This window comes from Kribbella endophytica (assembly GCF_054781295.1).
Genome location: NZ_BAAGUR010000001.1, coordinates 2461037 through 2475789 on the forward strand (window position 1 = coordinate 2461037; position 14753 = coordinate 2475789).

Consider the following 14753-nt stretch of genomic DNA (forward strand, 5'->3'; position numbering starts at 1 on the left):
CCGGAGAAACCGGCCGCCGTCGCGGCCGGTGACGCTGTGTGCCCGAAATGCGGTTGAGCCTTTGACATTCGTTGACTGGACGTCCAGTCTGTACATGGGCGCCTGGGGAGGGGCCTTTGTGGAGGGGTACAACGGGGGGTCACAGCCCGGGAGTGCCGAGCACGAGGTGGGGGTTGCTCGGCCTCCGGGGCCTGACCAGGAAAGTAGAAGCGTGCCGCGGTCGGTCGCCACCAACCTGCAGATGCGGGAGCGCTCGCGTGAGCGGATCCTGAGCGCTGCGCTCGAGGTGTTCGCCGAGAAGGGCTACGAGGCCGCGTCGATCACCGACGTGACGGCCCGGGCCGGAGTCTCCCGCGGGCTGGTCGGCTACTACTTCGCCTCCAAGCGCGACCTGGCGGCGCAACTGCTGGACCGCTGGCTGGACGGGATCGCCGGCATCCTGGAGATTCCCGGTACGCCGGACGAACGGCTGGCCGGGATGATCGACGGCGCGCTGATGGCCGCCTCGATGACGCTCCCGGTGCAGCGGCTGGCGATCTCGCTGATGATGCAGCCCAGCACGCACGGCGTCTTCGCCGAGGTCGAGACCGAGAAGTCCGACCGGATGGCGCTGGTCGAGGACGCGATCCGGTCCGTCTTCGCCGCGCGCGGTGCCGAGGACCCGGCGGTCGAGGAGATGTTGCTCAGGGCAACACTCGAGGGCGTGACGGTGAAACTGGCGATCTATCCGGAGACGTTCCCGCTGGAGCCCATTCGGCGGCGCTTGTACGCCGGGTACAACCTCCCGGAGCCGAAGGAGCCGCTGCCGGTGTTCTCGCCTCCGATCGACCGCCTCCGCGCCAAACCCTGAAAGGGGGAGGAGAGGGCGTCTCCGCCCCGAGGCCAGCCGGCTGCGCCGGCGGCCGATCAGCTCGGGGTCGGGGGCTTCCAGTCCATGATCTTGGTGCCGGTGCGTTGGGCGGCTCCTGGCGGAGTCAGCTGCAGCATCGTGTTGCGGAGCCACTGGCCGCGGTCAAGGTGGGCACCGAGCTTGGCCATCTGGGCTGATCGGCTGACCAACTGCTCCGTCCGCCGATACCGCTGGGCCTGGTATTGCTGAAGGTCGAGGACTCCGACTGAGACCCCGTCCTCGAGAGCAGAGTTCGCTCCTTGGCCGAGCGTCGGCACCATCGGGTGGGCGGCGTCGCCGATCAGTACGGTCCGGCCCTCGACATACCGGGGCAACGGCTTGTCGAGCGTCCAGACGTCGTGACGGATCACCTGCTCTGTGGACTCCACCAGCGCGCGGATGTCCGGGGCCCAGGAGGCGAAGTAGTCGCGGGCCGCCTGCGACTCGTCGGGGAAGCGGTGCCCGGCCGGCAGCGCCACGTAGCCGTACCAGTAGGTCTGGTCCTCGCCGATCGCCAGCGAGCCGAACTCGGCGCGTGGGCCCCACACCATCGCGAAGTGATCGTCCGTGGGGCCGTCGACGACGGCGCGCCAGCTGGAGTAGCCGCTGTACTTCAATCGGATGGCGGGGAAGAGTTGCTGGCGTGTGACGCTGCGAATGCCGTCCGCGCCGACGACTAGATCCGCAGAAGCTTCATGGGTGCCGGCGGTCGAGTGCCAACTCACCTGGGCCTGCTCGCCGCCGGCTGTGCCGGGTCGTACGGAGGTGACGCGCGCGCCTGTGGTCAGCTCTGCCGCCGAAGCAGCTTCGACGAGAGCTTGGTGCAGCCGTTGCCGATGGATGCCGATCATCTGACTGCCGGCATCGGCATCAGGGGCCTTGAGCAACCATTTGCCGTCGGCCCGGCGAGTGCCCGCCGGGCGGACCGCAGCACCAGCCCGGCGTACGGCGTCGAGCGCTCCGATCGACTCCAGCGCGCGGGCGCCGTTGACGGTGACGGCAAGGCCGGCGCCGACCTCACCGAGTTCCGGAGCACTCTCCAGTACCCGGACGTCCCAGCCGGACCTCACCAGCGCGGCCGCCGCCGCGAGCCCCGCGATACCGCCACCGACCACGATCGCCTTCATGACCTCGACGATAGGAACCTATGAGGTCGCGCGCGTCCGTCGTACGGCGTATTCGCGACTACTCCTGGACTCGGTGCACCTTGTGCTGGGCCGCCTGGGCACGGGGGCGGACCGTGAGGCGGTCGATGTTGACGTGGGGCGGGCGGGACGCGACCCAGGTGACGATCTCGGCGATGTCGTCGGAGGTGAGCGGTTCGGCGACCCCGGCGTACACGGCGTCGGCCTTGGCCTCGTCGCCCTCGAAGCGGGTCAGCGCGAAGCCCTCGCTCTTGACCATCCCGGGCGCGATCTCGCAGACCCGGACAGGCTGGTCGTACAGCTCCAGCCGGAGCGTGTCGACGACGGCCTTCACCGCGTGCTTGGCGGCCGTGTACCCGCCGCCGCCCTCGTACGCGACCTGCCCGGCGGTCGACCCCATCACGACGATCGTGCCCTGGCTCGCGATCAGGGCCGGGAGCAACGACTTGGTGACCGCCGCGACGCCGATCACGTTCACTTCGAACATCCGGCGCCAAGCGTCCAGGTCGGCCTCGGCGACCGGCTCGAAGCCGAACGCGCCGCCGGCGTTGTTCACCAACAGGTCGACGCGCTCACCGGCGGCCGCGGTCAGCGCCGCGACGTCCTCGGCCGACGTCACGTCGCACTGGACCGCGCGCCCACCGATCTCCTTGGCCAGCGCTTCGACCCGGTCCAGCCGGCGGGCGGCGCAGACCACCTCGAACCCGGCCTCCGCGAGGTGCCGCGCGGTCGCGGCCCCGATTCCACTACTGGCTCCGGTAACCACGGCAACAGGACGACTCGTCATAGCCGCAGTCTTTCAAACCCTGACGGCGGACCGGTACGCCGTCTCATGCCGGAGCGCCCGGAGTTACGCTGGCGGCGTGACCCAACCCTCCGCCGACCGTCCACTTCGGCGGGTCGCGATGATCAGCCTGCACACCTCGCCGATGGACCAGCCGGGGACGGGGGACGCGGGCGGGATGAACGTCTACGTGGTGGAACTGTCCAAACGGCTGGCCGGGCTCGGCATCGCCGTCGACATCTTCACCCGCGCGACCTCGTCGGCCCTGCCCGCGAAGGTCGAGCTCGCCCCGGGCGTCACCGTCCGCAACGTCGCCGCCGGCCCGTACGAGGGCCTGGCGAAGAACGAGCTCCCCGCCCAGCTGTGCACGTTCGCCCGCGCGGTCCTGCGCGCCGAGGCGGTCCGCGAACCGGGCTACTACGACGTCATCCACTCGCACTACTGGCTGTCCGGCCAGGTCGGCCTGCTCGCCCGCGACCGCTGGGCCGTCCCGCTCGTCCACACCATGCACACGATGGCGAAGGTGAAGAATGCGAGCCTCGCCGAGGACGACGTACCGGAACCGCCGGCCCGGCTGCTCGGCGAGGAGCAGGTGGTCGAGGCGGCCGACCGGCTGCTCGCCAACACCGACGACGAGGCGAAAGAACTGATCGGCCTGTACGGCGCGCAGCCGGCCAAGGTCGAGGTGGTCAACCCCGGCGTCGACCTGGAGATGTTCAGCCCGGGCGACCAGGCTGCTGCCCGGCGTACCGTCGGAGTGCGGGAGGACGCGATCGTGCTCGCGTTCGTCGGGCGGATCCAGCCGCTGAAGGCGCCCGACCTGCTGATCCGGGCGGCCGCGCGGATGCTCGAACGCGATCCGGCGCTGCGCGAGCGGCTGGTGGTCGCGATCATCGGCGGGCCGTCGGGCAACGGGATGGAACATCCCGAAGCGCACGCGGAGCTGGCGCGACGGCTCGGGGTCGACGACGTGACGCGGTTCGTGAAGCCGATGGCGCGGTCGGGGTTGGCGGACTGGTACCGGGCGGCGTCGGTGGTGTGCGTTCCGTCGTACTCGGAGTCCTTCGGGCTGGTCGCGCTGGAGGCCCAGGCCTGCGGTACGCCGGTGGTCGCGGCCGCGGTCGGTGGGCTCACGACCGCGGTGCGTGACGGTGAGACCGGGCTGCTCGTGCCCGGGCACGGGGTCGGCGAGTTCGCCGACGCGCTGGCGCGGATCGCGACGGATCCGGCGGCCCGCGAGAGCATGAGCAAGGCCGCGGTCGAGCATGCCCGGGCGTTCGGCTGGGAACAGACCGCGGAGAAGACGCTGGCCGCGTACCGGACGGCCGCGCAGACGATGGCCGCCGAACTGGCGGCGGAGGTGGCCGGATGAGGGTTTCCGCCGCGGACGTGATCCGTCAGGTGCTGACCGAGAACGAGCTCGAGTTCACCGAGTCGACGCCGGGTGCGTTCGCGGCCGAGCTGCCGGGTGAGCGGAAGCTGAAGACCGGCGTCTCGCTGACGGTCGGCGCGCAGGCGGTGCACGTGCACGCGTTCGTCGCCCGGCGGCCGGACGAGAACCACGAGGCGGTCTACCGGTGGCTGCTGGAGCGGAACCTCAAGATGTACGGCGTCGCGTTCGCGATCGACCACCACGGCGACATCCACCTGGACGGGCGGGTCCCGCTGCACGCGATCACACCGGTCGAGGTGGACCGCCTGCTGGGCGCCGTACTGGAGTACGCCGACTCGTCGTTCAACACGATCCTGGAACTGGGCTTCGCCACCTCGATCCGGCGCGAGTACGACTGGCGGATCTCCCGCGGCGAGTCGACCCGGAACCTGGACGCGTTCAAGGGCTGGCTCGAGCCTCGATAACATGCGGGGTATGACCTATCGCCTGATCCTGCTCCGCCACGGCCACAGCGACTGGAACGCCAAGAACCTGTTCACCGGGTGGGTCGACGTCGATCTGAACGCCCAGGGCGTCGAGGAGGCGCACCGCGGCGGCCAGCTGCTGCTCGAGCGCGGCCTGCTCCCGGACGTGCTGCACACCTCGGTGCTGCGCCGGGCCATCCGCACCGCGAACATCGCCCTCGAGGAGGCCGGGCGGCAGTGGATCGACGTCCGCCGCTCCTGGCGCCTGAACGAGCGCCACTACGGCGGCCTGCAGGGCAAGGACAAGAAGCAGACCCTGGAGGAGCTCGGCGAGGAGCAGTTCATGCTGTTCCGCCGCTCCTACGACACCCCGCCGCCGCCGATCGAGCGCGGCTCCGAGTACGACCAGGCCGGCGACCCCCGCTACGCCGCCCTCCCGAGCGAGCTCCTCCCGGCCACCGAGTGCCTCAAGGACGTCGTCGAGCGCATGCTCCCGTACTGGTACGACGCCATCGTCCCCGACCTCCGCGCAGGCAAGACCGTCCTGGTCACCGCCCACGGCAACTCGCTCCGGGCCTTGGTCAAGCACCTCGACCAGCTCGACGAGCAGACGATCGTAGGCCTCAACATCCCCACCGGCGTCCCGCTGTACTACGAGCTCGACGAAGACTTCAACCCCATCACCAAGGGCGGCGAGTACCTCGACCCAGCCGCCGCCGCAGCAGCCATCGAAGCCGTGAAGAACCAGGGCCGGTAGGCAAAAACAGCACCAGCAACACGGCAGTACGAGAACCACAAGAAACAAGACAAAGACAAGAAATAGTTGGGTTGTCTTGGGTGACCGCAGGCGGGAAGACAAAGGCCGCCTGCGGTCGACGGCCGTGACACTCGCCGTAACGCATCGCCGCCGTTCGGACCGTACGGTTGGGCGGTGAGTTTTGTGCGGGCCTCGGTGCGGGCCGTCCAGCGCCTCTTGACCGACGACAACTTCGATCTCTGGTTGCTGACCGGTGCGGCCGGGGTGTTCACGGTGCTCGGCATCGTCGATGTGGCGAGCATGAGCGTGCTCAGTTCGGCGATCCTTGCGTTGCTCGCGGCGTTGGCAGTCGCGCAGATCCGGTCCCGGCGGCTGGTCGCCGAGATTGCCGACCGTACGCAGTCCGTCGACGTGCTGTTGCACGACTTTCCGGACGACCTGGTACGGCGTCGCGCTGAGGCCGACGACGTCCTGCTCATCGGGATCGCCATGGCACGCACGGTCCAGGCCGGGCGTGATGACTTCTATCGCGCGCTTGTTCGCGGTGCCCGACTGCGGGTTCTGGTGGTGGACCCGACGGATGAGGCGCTGGTCGAGCAAGCGGCGATGATGCGTCCGGTCGGCCGCGCGGCCCTGCTGGCGCAGCGGATCCGGACGACCCTGGACGAACTGACCGAGCTCAAGGCCAGTACGCAAGGCAACCTGGAGATTCGGGTCGCACAGTTCATCCCGCCGATCGGCGTCAATGTGATCCGAGACCGCGGTGCGGCGAGCGTGACCGTCCAGCAGCCGGAGCTCAGACCCGCTTCCGAGCCCGGACCGATCATGCACTTCGCCGAAGCCGACGGCGGCTGGTTCGCGTTCTACGCGCAGCAGGCCGAGCGGCTCTGGGAGGCCGGGACCGCGTGGCCGCCGCCGCCCGGCCGGCGCCTGAACGTGATCGCGCGTCCGCAGTTCGTCGCGTCGTTCGGCACCGAGCTGATCGACTCGATGAAGCCCGCGAAGGATCTGTTCATCACGGGCGTCGCGCGCAACACCCTCCTGGTCGAGAACTACAGCGAGTTCGAGCGCTGGCTGCGACGCGGCTGCACCATCCGCATGCTGCTGATCGAGCCGGCCTCGAGCGCGGTCGAGGTCGCGGCTGAGCGGTACTACGCGGAGCGGTCTCCACACTCCGCCCGGACGCGGATCGAGCAGTCCCTGCGCCTGCTGTCGGAACTGGCCACCTCGACCGGGGGCGCACTGGAAGTGCGACTCACGAGCCACCCGATCGCAGTTGGTGTCGTGGCCATCGACGGCGCCGACGGCGGTCACACGGAGCACTCGGCGCTCTTCGCGGAGTACTACACGTTCCAGGCGCAGGGTGAGCCGCGATTCGTGCTTCAGCCGCCCGACCCGTGGTTCGCGCAGTTCCTGGCCGAGGCCGAATTGCTGTGGGATGGTGCCCGGCAGTTCCCACTTGGGCCAGAACGACCTGCGGTTACGGCCGGGTGAGGTCGCCGGCGTAGGCGAGGTCCTTTTGGGTTTCCAGGTCGGTCAGGCGGGACTGGAGGGCGTCGTGGATGTGGTGGTAGGCGTCGCTGCCCAGGGTGATGCGGCGGGGAGCGGGGGACTGGTCGGCGGCGTCGATCATGGACTGGGTGAACTTGTCGGGGTCGCCTCGGAGTTCGAAGGTGCCGTCGGTCATGCCTTGGCGGACCTGGCCGGCTGCGGTTGCCTCGTAGGCGTCCAGCGGGGTGGCGAGGGTTAGGGCGGCGCCGAAGTCCGTGGCGGCGGGGCCTGGTTCGGCGATGGTGAGTTCGATGTTGAACTCGGCTACCTCCTGGGCGACTGCCTCGACGAAGCCTTCGATGCCCCACTTGGTGGCGTGGTAGGCGGCGAAGCCTGGGTACGCGTACTGCCCGCCCTCCGACGCGACCTGGACGATTCGGCCGCCGCCTTGGGCTCGCAGGTGCGGGAGGGCGGCGCGGATCAGCTGCATCGAGCCGATCAGGTTGGTGTCGATCTGGAGTCGGATCTGGTCGTCGGTGAGTTCCTCGGCGGCGCCGAAGAGGCCGTAGCCGGCGTTGCTGACGACGACGTCGATCCGGTCGTGCGCGGCGAAGGCGGCGTCGACGGTACGGCGTACGGCGGCGGAGTCGGTGACGTCCAGCTCGACGACGTCCAGGCGGTCGGCGTACTGCGTCCGCAGGTCGTCGAGTGCGCCCGTACGACGGAGCGTCGCGACGACGGTGTCGCCGCGGGCAAGCAGCTTCTCGGTCATCAGCCGGCCGAAGCCGGACGACGTACCGGTGATGAACCAGGTCTTGCTCATGAGGATCTCCTTCAGGAAGTCAGGCGGGAAAGGCCCGCGCGGGCGTAGTCGAGCACCCGGTCGACCAGCGCGAGCAGCTGCTCGGGGTCGGAAGCCGCGTTGCTCCTGCGACCCGTGGGCTGCGCTTCGGCGGTTTCGTACAGCTCGCGCAGGCCGGTGATCACGGTGATCCCGGCCAGCCGAGGCGCGAGCGCGTCAGGCGACAGATCGAGGTCCGCGGCGACGCCGGCGGCGATCACCTGCTCGTACCGGTAGTACGCCGCGCGCGCCCGGCCGCGGAGGTCATCGTCGGCCACGATCAGCTGGGACCGCAGCGCCCGGCGGCGCCATACCTCCGCCGACGCGCCGGTGGCGTCGAGGTCACGCATCGTCGACGCCATCCAGTCGCGCAGCGCGTCGAGCGTCGGCGTACCGGCCGGCTTGGCGGCCAGCCATTCGTTCAACGACTCGAAACTGAACGGGTCGTCGGCGAAGAGCAGGTCCTCCTTGGCCGGGAAGTGCAGCGTGACGGTCCGCACCGCGACGTCCGCGCGCTCGGCGATCGCGCTGATCGTGGTGTCCCGAAAGCCCTGCGCGGCGAACAGCTCCAGTGCGGTGTCCCGGATCAGCTCCCGGGTCCGCTCCTTCTTCCGCTGCCGCCGCGGCATCGTTTCTACCATGCAGGCAAAATTACCACGCCGGTAATTTTGCATCAAGGTTATGCCGTGAAGACCTCGCTGAGGAGAGCCGCCAGCGCCCCGGGGAAGACCTCGGCGGGGTTGACCTCGGCGTCGCCCATCGTGATGGCGGCGGTCATCGTGCGGGTGCCGTCGGGAGAGCTGTACATCAGGGCGCCGAAGCCGCCTGGGGCGCTGCCGTTGTGGTGGAGGACCGTGCCGGCGGCGCCGAGGTCCTGGACGAAGATGCCGAGGCCGTAGTCGATCGGGCCGACGCCGGTGCGCATCTCGGCGAGCAGCTCCGCGGGGATCAGCCGGCCGCTGTTGAGGGCGGCGAAGAAGACGTGCAGGTCCCGGGTGGTCGAGAGCAGGTCGCCGGCTCCGGCCAGGAGCGAGAGGTTCTGGCGGGTGACGTCCTCGACCTTCCAGTCGTCGCCGTCCTGGTAGCGGTAGTAGCCGTGGGCGTGCTCGCCCGGGAGGTCGGTGAGGTCACCCCGTACGACGGTGCCCGTCAGGCCGAGCGGCTGGGCGATGAGGCGGTCGAGCGTTTCGGCGTACGAGGTGCTGGTGAGCTGCTCGATCAGGAGGACGGCCAGCGTGTAGTTGGTGTTGGAGTAGCTCCAGTCCGCGCCCGGCTCGAAGCGCGACGGCTTGGCCAGCGCCAGGCGGACCAGCTCGATCGGCTGGTAGCTGAGGAAGCGGTTGTCGACCCAGTCCTTGCCGGTCGCGGGGATGCCCGGTGCGAAGGTGCCGTCGGGGTAGTACTCGCCCGTGTAGTTGAACACCCCGCTGGTGTGGTTGAGCAGCATCCGGACGGTGATCCGCTCGTCCAGCCCGAGGTCGGGCAGGTGACCGGCGACCGAGTCGTCCAGCGTGAGCTTGCCCTCGGCCACCAGTTGCAGGACCAGCGTCGCGGTGAAGGTCTTGGTGACGCTGCCGACCCAGAACGAACCGTCGGTGGACGGCGGCGTGGTCTCACCGAGCTTCCGTACGCCGGCGCTGCCGACCCATTCGCCGTACTGGTCGTTGTAGCGGAGCTGGATGCCGGCGAACCCGGTGTCGACGAAGGTCTCGAGGGCCTGCTGCAGGTCAGTGGTGATCGCTGTGGTGTTCATGACCGCAACTCTGGTCAGCCACGCTGACACCGCGCCGCCGTCGTACTGACACGGGCGCTGACACTCAGCCGGAGAGGGCCTCCGAGAGCCACGGGTTCTCCTGCTGCAGCTGCTCGAGGCGGGCCTCCAGCCGGAGCCGCTCGGCCTGCAGGTCCAGCGCCTGGTCGAGCAGCCGCCGCTCCACCGCGCGGGGTGTGTCCGAGGTTCCGGACGGGAAATCCTGGTAGAAGAACATCAACCCTCCCTCGTGCACGGCCGCAGGGCGACGGCCCGCGTCTACTCTGCGGGCCCCGTACGGCGTCCGGACGGATCCCGGACGAATCCGGACGGTTCCGAGGGACGGACAGCCTGCGACGAGAGGACCTGAGGTGAGTTCACGCGCTGGAGAGACCTTCGACGCCGACCGAGCGGCCGCGGAGGTGGTCGACCTGTCGGCCGCCCCGATCCCTGAGGCCGGCCCGACGAACGCCGAGGGCGACCCTGCGACCGGCGAGTGGACCGTCACCACCGGCGCAGGCTTCCGCATCGTTCCCCTCTGGGAGGGCGAGGCACTGACCGGCGTGTACGGCGCCGAGTGGTCCGACGCGACCGAAGGCGGCGCCGAGCACCTGAACGCCCTGAGCAAGGCCCTCGAGACCCGCTGGGGCCCGTACCGGACGATCCAGCTGCACGGCCCGCTCCTCCGCTGGCAGATGGACCAGCCGGTGGATCCCCTCTTCGAGGCCCTCTTCAGTGAGGACCTGTACGGCGACCTGCACGTCTGGGGCCCGCTTCCCACCGGCCGCTGGCTCGCCACCACCATCGGCCACAGCGACGGCGACGCACCCCTGATCCTGGCCGCCCTGGTCACCACCCAGCCGATCACCCAGCCCGAGGGCCCATGACAAACGGGTGGCCGCGGGCGAACTCGCCCGTGGCCACCCGTTGGTGACTGCGATCAGTTGTTGCCGTTCGGGGACGGGGCCGAAGCGCCGGCACCCGAGCCCGCGGCGGTGCCGCCGACGGCGACCGGGAGCTCGCCGGTGACCAGGTAGACGACCCGGCGGGCCATCGAAACGGCGTGGTCGGCGATGCGCTCGTAGTACCGGCCGAGCAGGGCGATGTCGACCGCGACCTCGACGCCGTGCGGCCAGGAGTCGTCCATCATCAGGCGGAACTGGTTGGTCCGCAGCTGGTCCATCTCGTCGTCGGTGGCCTCGAGCTTGTTGGCCGCTGTGACGTCGTGGGACTTGATCACGTCGCCGGCGGTGTCGACCATCTTGCCCGCCACACCGGCCATCTCCTCGATCACCGAGTGCAGGTCGGCCGGGATCGCGGCGGCGGGGTACCGCAGCCGGGCGATCTTGGAGACGTGCGCGGCCAGGTCGCCCATCCGCTCCAGGTCGGCGACCATCCGCAGCGCGGCGACCAGCATCCGCAGCTCGTTGGCGACCGGGGCCTGGCGGGCCATCAGCTCGAAGACCTTCTCCTCGACCCCTTCGCCGGCCGCGTCCAGCTGGATGTCGGCGGCGATCACTTCTTCGGCCTGCCGGATGTCGGCGCTCAGCAGGGCGGTGGTCGACCGCCGGACAGCGGTGGACACCGTCCTGGTCATCCGCTCGAGCTCGGCGAGGATGTCGTCGAGCTGCTCGTGGTAGGTGTCGCGCATTCTGCATCCGATCTGTGCTGTCCGGCCGATCCGGGCCGGAAGGGGGCGCGGGCACGGTTCAGTACCCGCCCACGGGGGACCGTACGGCGTCGAGGTTGCCGGACGGCGACGAGTGGTGAACGCGTGATGAACAGTTAGGACGCGTTCCGGTCATCCGGTGCTCATTCGGTCTTTCCCTGTGCTTTCCCCGCGTAGCATCGATGACGTGGACCCCACGCTGGCTGCGGTGCTGGGCGGCGTCATCGGCGCGGCCCTGGCTCTGCTTTCGCTCGGTGCGATGATGCTGAGCGAGCGTTCCCAGACCAAGGTTCCCGTCTCCCCGGACCCCGCGGTCCCCAGTGGCGTCGCCACCGTTCTGTCCGTACTGCGGTCGTCCGCGGTCGTGATGGGCCCCGAGGACCAGGTGCTGCAGGCCAGCGCCCCGGCGCACGTGCTCGGCATCGTCCGGGGCGAGCGCCTGGTCGTCGACGACCTGCTGACGATGGTCCGGGCCGTACGGCGCGACGGCGAGATCCGTCAGCAGGACCTGGAGATCGTCCGCGGCCGGCTCGGCGCGACCCAGTACGTGAGCGCCCGGGTGGCGCCGCTGGGCAGCCAGCTGGTGCTGGTCCTGGTCGAGGACCGGACCCGGGAGCGCCGGCTGGAGGCGATCCGGCGCGACTTCACCGTCAACGTCAGCCACGAGCTGAAGACCCCGATCGGCGCGCTGATCCTGCTCGCCGACGCCGTCTCGGAGGCCTCCGACGACCCGGAGGCGGTCCAGCGCTTCTCCGGCCGGATGCGGATCGAGGCCTCGCGGCTGAGCCGCCTGGTCAAGGAGATCATCGAGCTGTCCCGGCTGCAGGGCGACGACCCGCTGGAGAACCCGGGCCCGGTCGACATCAACGGCGTGATCGACGCCGCGGTGGACCGCTGCCGGGTCGACGCCGAGGACCGCGACATCAACATCATCGTGAAGACCGACCCGGACCTCGAGGTGATGGGCAGCGAGGACCAGTTGCAGATCGCGATCGGCAACCTGGTCGAGAACGCGGTCAACTACAGCCCCGACGGGACCCGGGTCGCGGTCGCCGCGCACCCGATCGGCGACCTGGTCGAGGTCACCGTCTCCGACCAGGGCGTGGGCATTCCCAGCAGCGACCTGGAACGCATCTTCGAACGCTTCTACCGGGTCGACAGGGCCCGCAGCCGGGAGACCGGCGGCACCGGGCTGGGCCTGTCGATCGTCAAGCACATCGCCTCGATCCACGGTGGCGACGTACGGGTCTGGAGCGTCGAGGGACAAGGTTCCACCTTCACCGTCCGGCTCCCGCTGCGGCTCGATCCCGCCACCGGGCAACCGACCGGTTCCACCAGCCAGGAGGAACCGGCCAACACCCTGACGCCTACCCCGTCAGGTCAGATCGCAAAGGAGACAGCTTCGTGACCCGAGTGCTGGTCGTCGAAGACGAGGAGAGCTACAGCGACGCGTTGTCGTACGTACTGCGCAAGGAGGGGTTCGAGGTCGCCGTCGCGGAGACGGGCCCGGACGCGCTGGACGAGTACGACCGGGCCGGTGCGGACATCGTCCTGCTCGACCTGATGCTGCCGGGCCTGTCCGGTACCGAGGTCTGCCGCGCGTTGCGGACCCGGGGCAACGTGCCGGTGATCATCGTCAGTGCCAAGGACACCGAGGTGGACAAGGTGGTCGGGCTCGAACTGGGCGCCGACGACTACGTCACCAAGCCGTACAGCCCGCGTGAGCTGCTGGCGCGGATCAAGGCCGTACTACGGCGCGGAGCGGACGTCGAGCTCCTGCCCGACACGCTTGAGGCCGGCCCGGTCAGGATGGACGTCGAGCGCCACGTGGTGACGGTGTCCGGGACCGAGATCCGGCTGCCGCTGAAGGAGTTCGAGCTGCTCGAGATGCTGCTGCGCAACACCGGCCGGGTGCTCACCCGGGGGCAGCTGATCGACCGGATCTGGGGCGCCGACTACGTCGGGGACACCAAGACCCTGGACGTGCACGTGAAGCGGCTGCGTTCCAAGCTGGAGAAGGACCCGTCCAACCCGTCGCACCTGGTGACGGTGCGAGGACTGGGCTACAAGTTCGAGGCGTGAGACCCCACCGGCCGCCCCGCCGGTGGGTTAGCTTAGGCTGTCCTTAGTTGATGCCAACTGAGGAGAACCGCCATGTCCTGGTCCCGTCGTACCCGCAGCACTGCTGCCGTCGCCGCGTTGTTGCTGTCGGCAACCGCGTTGAGCGCGTGCGGGAGTGGTGCCGACGACCAGGCCGCTGCGCCGTCCGGTGAAGCCGGCGCAGGGTTCCCGGTGACGTTGAAGAACACCTTCGGCGAGACCACCATCAAGGCGAAGCCGACGCGGATCGTCACGCTCGGCTGGAACGCGCAGGACGTGGTCTACGCGCTCGGCGAGACGCCGGTCGGGATGCCGAAGGTGACGTACGGTCCGACCAAGGACGGTGTCACCGCGTGGGACGCCGACAGGTTCGACGCGGCGAAGACGACGTTGCTCGACGCAACGGACAGCTACCCGTACGAGAAGATCGCCGCGCTGAAGCCGGACGTGATCCTGGCGCCGTACGAGGGCTTCGACGCCACGGTCTACAAGACGCTGTCGGGGATCGCGCCGACCGTCGCCTATCCCGGGGCGCCGTGGCAGACGACCTGGCAGGACCAGACCACGCTGATCGGCCAGGCGCTGGGCAAGTCCGCGGAGGCCGACAAACTGGTTGCCGGGATCAAGGACCGGATCGCGAAGGTCGCCTCGGAGCACCCGGAGTTCAAGGGAAAAACGATCAGCGTCGGGTCGTTCGGGGCCGACAACTACGTGTACACGCCGGGTGATCCGCGGGTGCAGATCCTGAACGAGATGGGTTTCGTGAACGCGCCAGGCGTGGTGAAGCTCGAGGAGACGAACACCAAGAAGGAGTTCGCGCTGCCGATCAGCAAGGAGAAGGTCGGCGACATCGACGCCGACGTGCTGGTCGCATACGTCGACGGGCTGACCGCGGCGAAGTTCGCGGCCGATCCCGTGTACGCCGCGTTGCCGTCGGTGAAGAAGGGCAGCGCTTACGTGCTCGAGGACCAGCAGGTGATCTCCGGGATGAGCTCGGTCAGCGTCCTGTCGGTCCCGTGGGTGCTCGACAAGATCGTCCCCGGCCTCGCGAAGGCGGCCGCCGCCGCGAACTGAGCTCCGCGCGGGCCGCTCGCACAAGACCGCCCGCCGGACCAGGTCCCACCCGGACCGGCGACCGATCCGCCGCCCGGAGGGACCACCCCCGTACGGCGCCCCTGGGCCACAGGACGCCGTACGCCGAACGGGCCGCCCCGCGCCGGGACGGCCCGTTCGCGCTGCTCCGGCAAGGCGGCACCGCCCGCTGTCCGCCCGCTGCCGTTTCCTCCCTGCGCGCATTTGGTGGGTCAACCCACCAAAGAGCCCCTTGGCCCACCGGATTTCCGTGGGCCAAGGGGCCAGTTGATGGGTCGACCCACCAAATGCACGTTGCGGGAATGCGTGCTGCGGGGTGGTCGCTGTGGCGTGCGGCTGGTCAGGAATGCCGACGGGCCGCCTCCGGTGGTGCTGGGG

General features: G+C 69.6%; 16 protein-coding genes. 9 read left to right on the plus strand and 7 right to left on the minus strand.

Going from position 1 to position 14753, the window contains the following annotated elements:
- Window positions 1-211: 211 nt before the first annotated feature.
- Window positions 212-850 (plus strand): TetR/AcrR family transcriptional regulator, encoded by a 639-nt coding sequence (locus tag ACYVIO_RS11780; RefSeq protein WP_460650727.1) that lies wholly within the window; start codon window positions 212-214, stop codon window positions 848-850.
- A 56-nt stretch (window positions 851-906) separates the two neighbouring features.
- Here the strand turns inward: ACYVIO_RS11780 and ACYVIO_RS11785 are convergent, their stop codons facing one another.
- Both ACYVIO_RS11785 and ACYVIO_RS11790 read right to left on the minus strand, forming a co-directional pair.
- A complete protein-coding gene (locus ACYVIO_RS11785) occupies window positions 907-2016 on the minus strand; it encodes an FAD-dependent monooxygenase (protein WP_460650728.1) in 1110 nt (369 codons plus the stop codon).
- Between the two features lie 58 nt (window positions 2017-2074).
- The gene (locus tag ACYVIO_RS11790; RefSeq protein ID WP_460650729.1) at window positions 2075-2821 is read right to left on the minus strand and encodes an SDR family NAD(P)-dependent oxidoreductase; all 747 of its coding nucleotides are present in this window, start codon (window positions 2819-2821) and stop codon (window positions 2075-2077) included.
- 76 nt (window positions 2822-2897) lie between these two features.
- Between ACYVIO_RS11790 and mshA the strand changes: the two genes are divergently transcribed.
- The 4 genes from mshA (at window position 2898) to ACYVIO_RS11810 (ending at window position 6926) form a co-directional block, all read left to right on the plus strand.
- Window positions 2898-4190, plus strand: coding sequence for a D-inositol-3-phosphate glycosyltransferase (mshA, locus tag ACYVIO_RS11795; protein WP_460650730.1), 1293 nt, complete (start codon window positions 2898-2900; stop codon window positions 4188-4190).
- Window positions 4187-4675: a type III secretion system chaperone family protein gene (locus ACYVIO_RS11800; protein WP_460650731.1), complete on the plus strand. Its 489-nt coding sequence runs from the start codon at window positions 4187-4189 to the stop codon at window positions 4673-4675. The genes mshA and ACYVIO_RS11800 overlap by 4 nt, the downstream gene beginning before the upstream one ends.
- Window positions 4676-4685: 10 nt before the next feature.
- Complete coding sequence (locus ACYVIO_RS11805) at window positions 4686-5432, plus strand: phosphoglyceromutase (protein ID WP_460650732.1); 747 nt, start codon at window positions 4686-4688, stop codon at window positions 5430-5432.
- Window positions 5433-5606: 174 nt separating this feature from the next.
- Entirely contained in the window at window positions 5607-6926 is a 1320-nt protein-coding gene (locus tag ACYVIO_RS11810; RefSeq protein ID WP_460650733.1) for a hypothetical protein, read from the plus strand.
- On the opposite strand, the gene ACYVIO_RS11815 is transcribed toward ACYVIO_RS11810, so the two are convergent.
- The 4 genes from ACYVIO_RS11815 to ACYVIO_RS11830 all read right to left on the minus strand — a co-directional run bounded on the left by ACYVIO_RS11815 (window position 6913) and on the right by ACYVIO_RS11830 (window position 9752).
- Window positions 6913-7746, minus strand: a complete 834-nt coding sequence (locus tag ACYVIO_RS11815) for an SDR family oxidoreductase (RefSeq protein ID WP_460650734.1) — start codon at window positions 7744-7746, stop codon at window positions 6913-6915. The two genes, ACYVIO_RS11810 and ACYVIO_RS11815, sit on opposite strands and share 14 nt — an antisense overlap.
- Window positions 7747-7757: 11 nt before the next feature.
- Window positions 7758-8405 carry a TetR/AcrR family transcriptional regulator gene (locus ACYVIO_RS11820; RefSeq protein ID WP_460650735.1) on the minus strand — a complete coding sequence of 216 codons (648 nt, stop codon included), beginning with the start codon at window positions 8403-8405 and terminating at the stop codon, window positions 7758-7760.
- 38 nt (window positions 8406-8443) lie between these two features.
- Complete coding sequence (locus tag ACYVIO_RS11825; RefSeq protein ID WP_460650736.1) at window positions 8444-9517, minus strand: serine hydrolase domain-containing protein; 1074 nt, start codon at window positions 9515-9517, stop codon at window positions 8444-8446.
- 64 nt (window positions 9518-9581) lie between these two features.
- Window positions 9582-9752 carry a hypothetical protein gene (locus ACYVIO_RS11830; RefSeq protein WP_460650737.1) on the minus strand — a complete coding sequence of 57 codons (171 nt, stop codon included), beginning with the start codon at window positions 9750-9752 and terminating at the stop codon, window positions 9582-9584.
- A 133-nt stretch (window positions 9753-9885) separates the two neighbouring features.
- Here ACYVIO_RS11830 and ACYVIO_RS11835 point away from each other — a divergent pair, with 133 nt between their 5' ends.
- Window positions 9886-10401: a hypothetical protein gene (locus ACYVIO_RS11835; protein ID WP_460650738.1), complete on the plus strand. Its 516-nt coding sequence runs from the start codon at window positions 9886-9888 to the stop codon at window positions 10399-10401.
- 53 nt (window positions 10402-10454) lie between these two features.
- Here ACYVIO_RS11835 and phoU read toward each other — a convergent pair whose 3' ends face one another.
- Window positions 10455-11165, minus strand: coding sequence for a phosphate signaling complex protein PhoU (gene phoU / locus ACYVIO_RS11840; protein WP_460650739.1), 711 nt, complete (start codon window positions 11163-11165; stop codon window positions 10455-10457).
- Between the two features lie 205 nt (window positions 11166-11370).
- On the opposite strand from phoU, the gene ACYVIO_RS11845 reads away from it, so the two are divergent.
- From ACYVIO_RS11845 to ACYVIO_RS11855, 3 genes are all read left to right on the plus strand, one after another.
- A complete protein-coding gene (locus tag ACYVIO_RS11845; RefSeq protein WP_460650740.1) occupies window positions 11371-12591 on the plus strand; it encodes a sensor histidine kinase in 1221 nt (406 codons plus the stop codon).
- On the plus strand, window positions 12588-13265 hold the full coding sequence (locus tag ACYVIO_RS11850; protein WP_460650741.1) for a response regulator: 678 nt from the start codon (window positions 12588-12590) through the stop codon (window positions 13263-13265). Before ACYVIO_RS11845 ends, ACYVIO_RS11850 begins: the two co-directional genes overlap by 4 nt.
- Before the next feature lie 72 nt (window positions 13266-13337).
- Window positions 13338-14357: an iron-siderophore ABC transporter substrate-binding protein gene (locus ACYVIO_RS11855; RefSeq protein WP_460650742.1), complete on the plus strand. Its 1020-nt coding sequence runs from the start codon at window positions 13338-13340 to the stop codon at window positions 14355-14357.
- Window positions 14358-14753 lie beyond the last annotated feature (396 nt).

Bases quoted from the DNA above. Each gene is read 5' to 3' on its own strand.
- ACYVIO_RS11805 (WP_460650732.1), top strand. From the start codon at position 4,686: ATGACCTATCGCCTGATCCTGCTCCGCCACGGCCACAGCGACTGGAAC.
- ACYVIO_RS11785 (WP_460650728.1), bottom strand. From the start codon at position 2,016: ATGAAGGCGATCGTGGTCGGTGGCGGTATCGCGGGGCTCGCGGCGGCG.
- phoU (WP_460650739.1), bottom strand. From the start codon at position 11,165: ATGCGCGACACCTACCACGAGCAGCTCGACGACATCCTCGCCGAGCTC.
- ACYVIO_RS11800 (WP_460650731.1), top strand. From the start codon at position 4,187: ATGAGGGTTTCCGCCGCGGACGTGATCCGTCAGGTGCTGACCGAGAAC.
- ACYVIO_RS11815 (WP_460650734.1), bottom strand. From the start codon at position 7,746: ATGAGCAAGACCTGGTTCATCACCGGTACGTCGTCCGGCTTCGGCCGG.
- ACYVIO_RS11855 (WP_460650742.1), top strand. From the start codon at position 13,338: ATGTCCTGGTCCCGTCGTACCCGCAGCACTGCTGCCGTCGCCGCGTTG.
- ACYVIO_RS11830 (WP_460650737.1), bottom strand. From the start codon at position 9,752: ATGTTCTTCTACCAGGATTTCCCGTCCGGAACCTCGGACACACCCCGC.
- ACYVIO_RS11825 (WP_460650736.1), bottom strand. From the start codon at position 9,517: ATGAACACCACAGCGATCACCACTGACCTGCAGCAGGCCCTCGAGACC.
- ACYVIO_RS11790 (WP_460650729.1), bottom strand. From the start codon at position 2,821: ATGACGAGTCGTCCTGTTGCCGTGGTTACCGGAGCCAGTAGTGGAATC.
- ACYVIO_RS11820 (WP_460650735.1), bottom strand. From the start codon at position 8,405: ATGGTAGAAACGATGCCGCGGCGGCAGCGGAAGAAGGAGCGGACCCGG.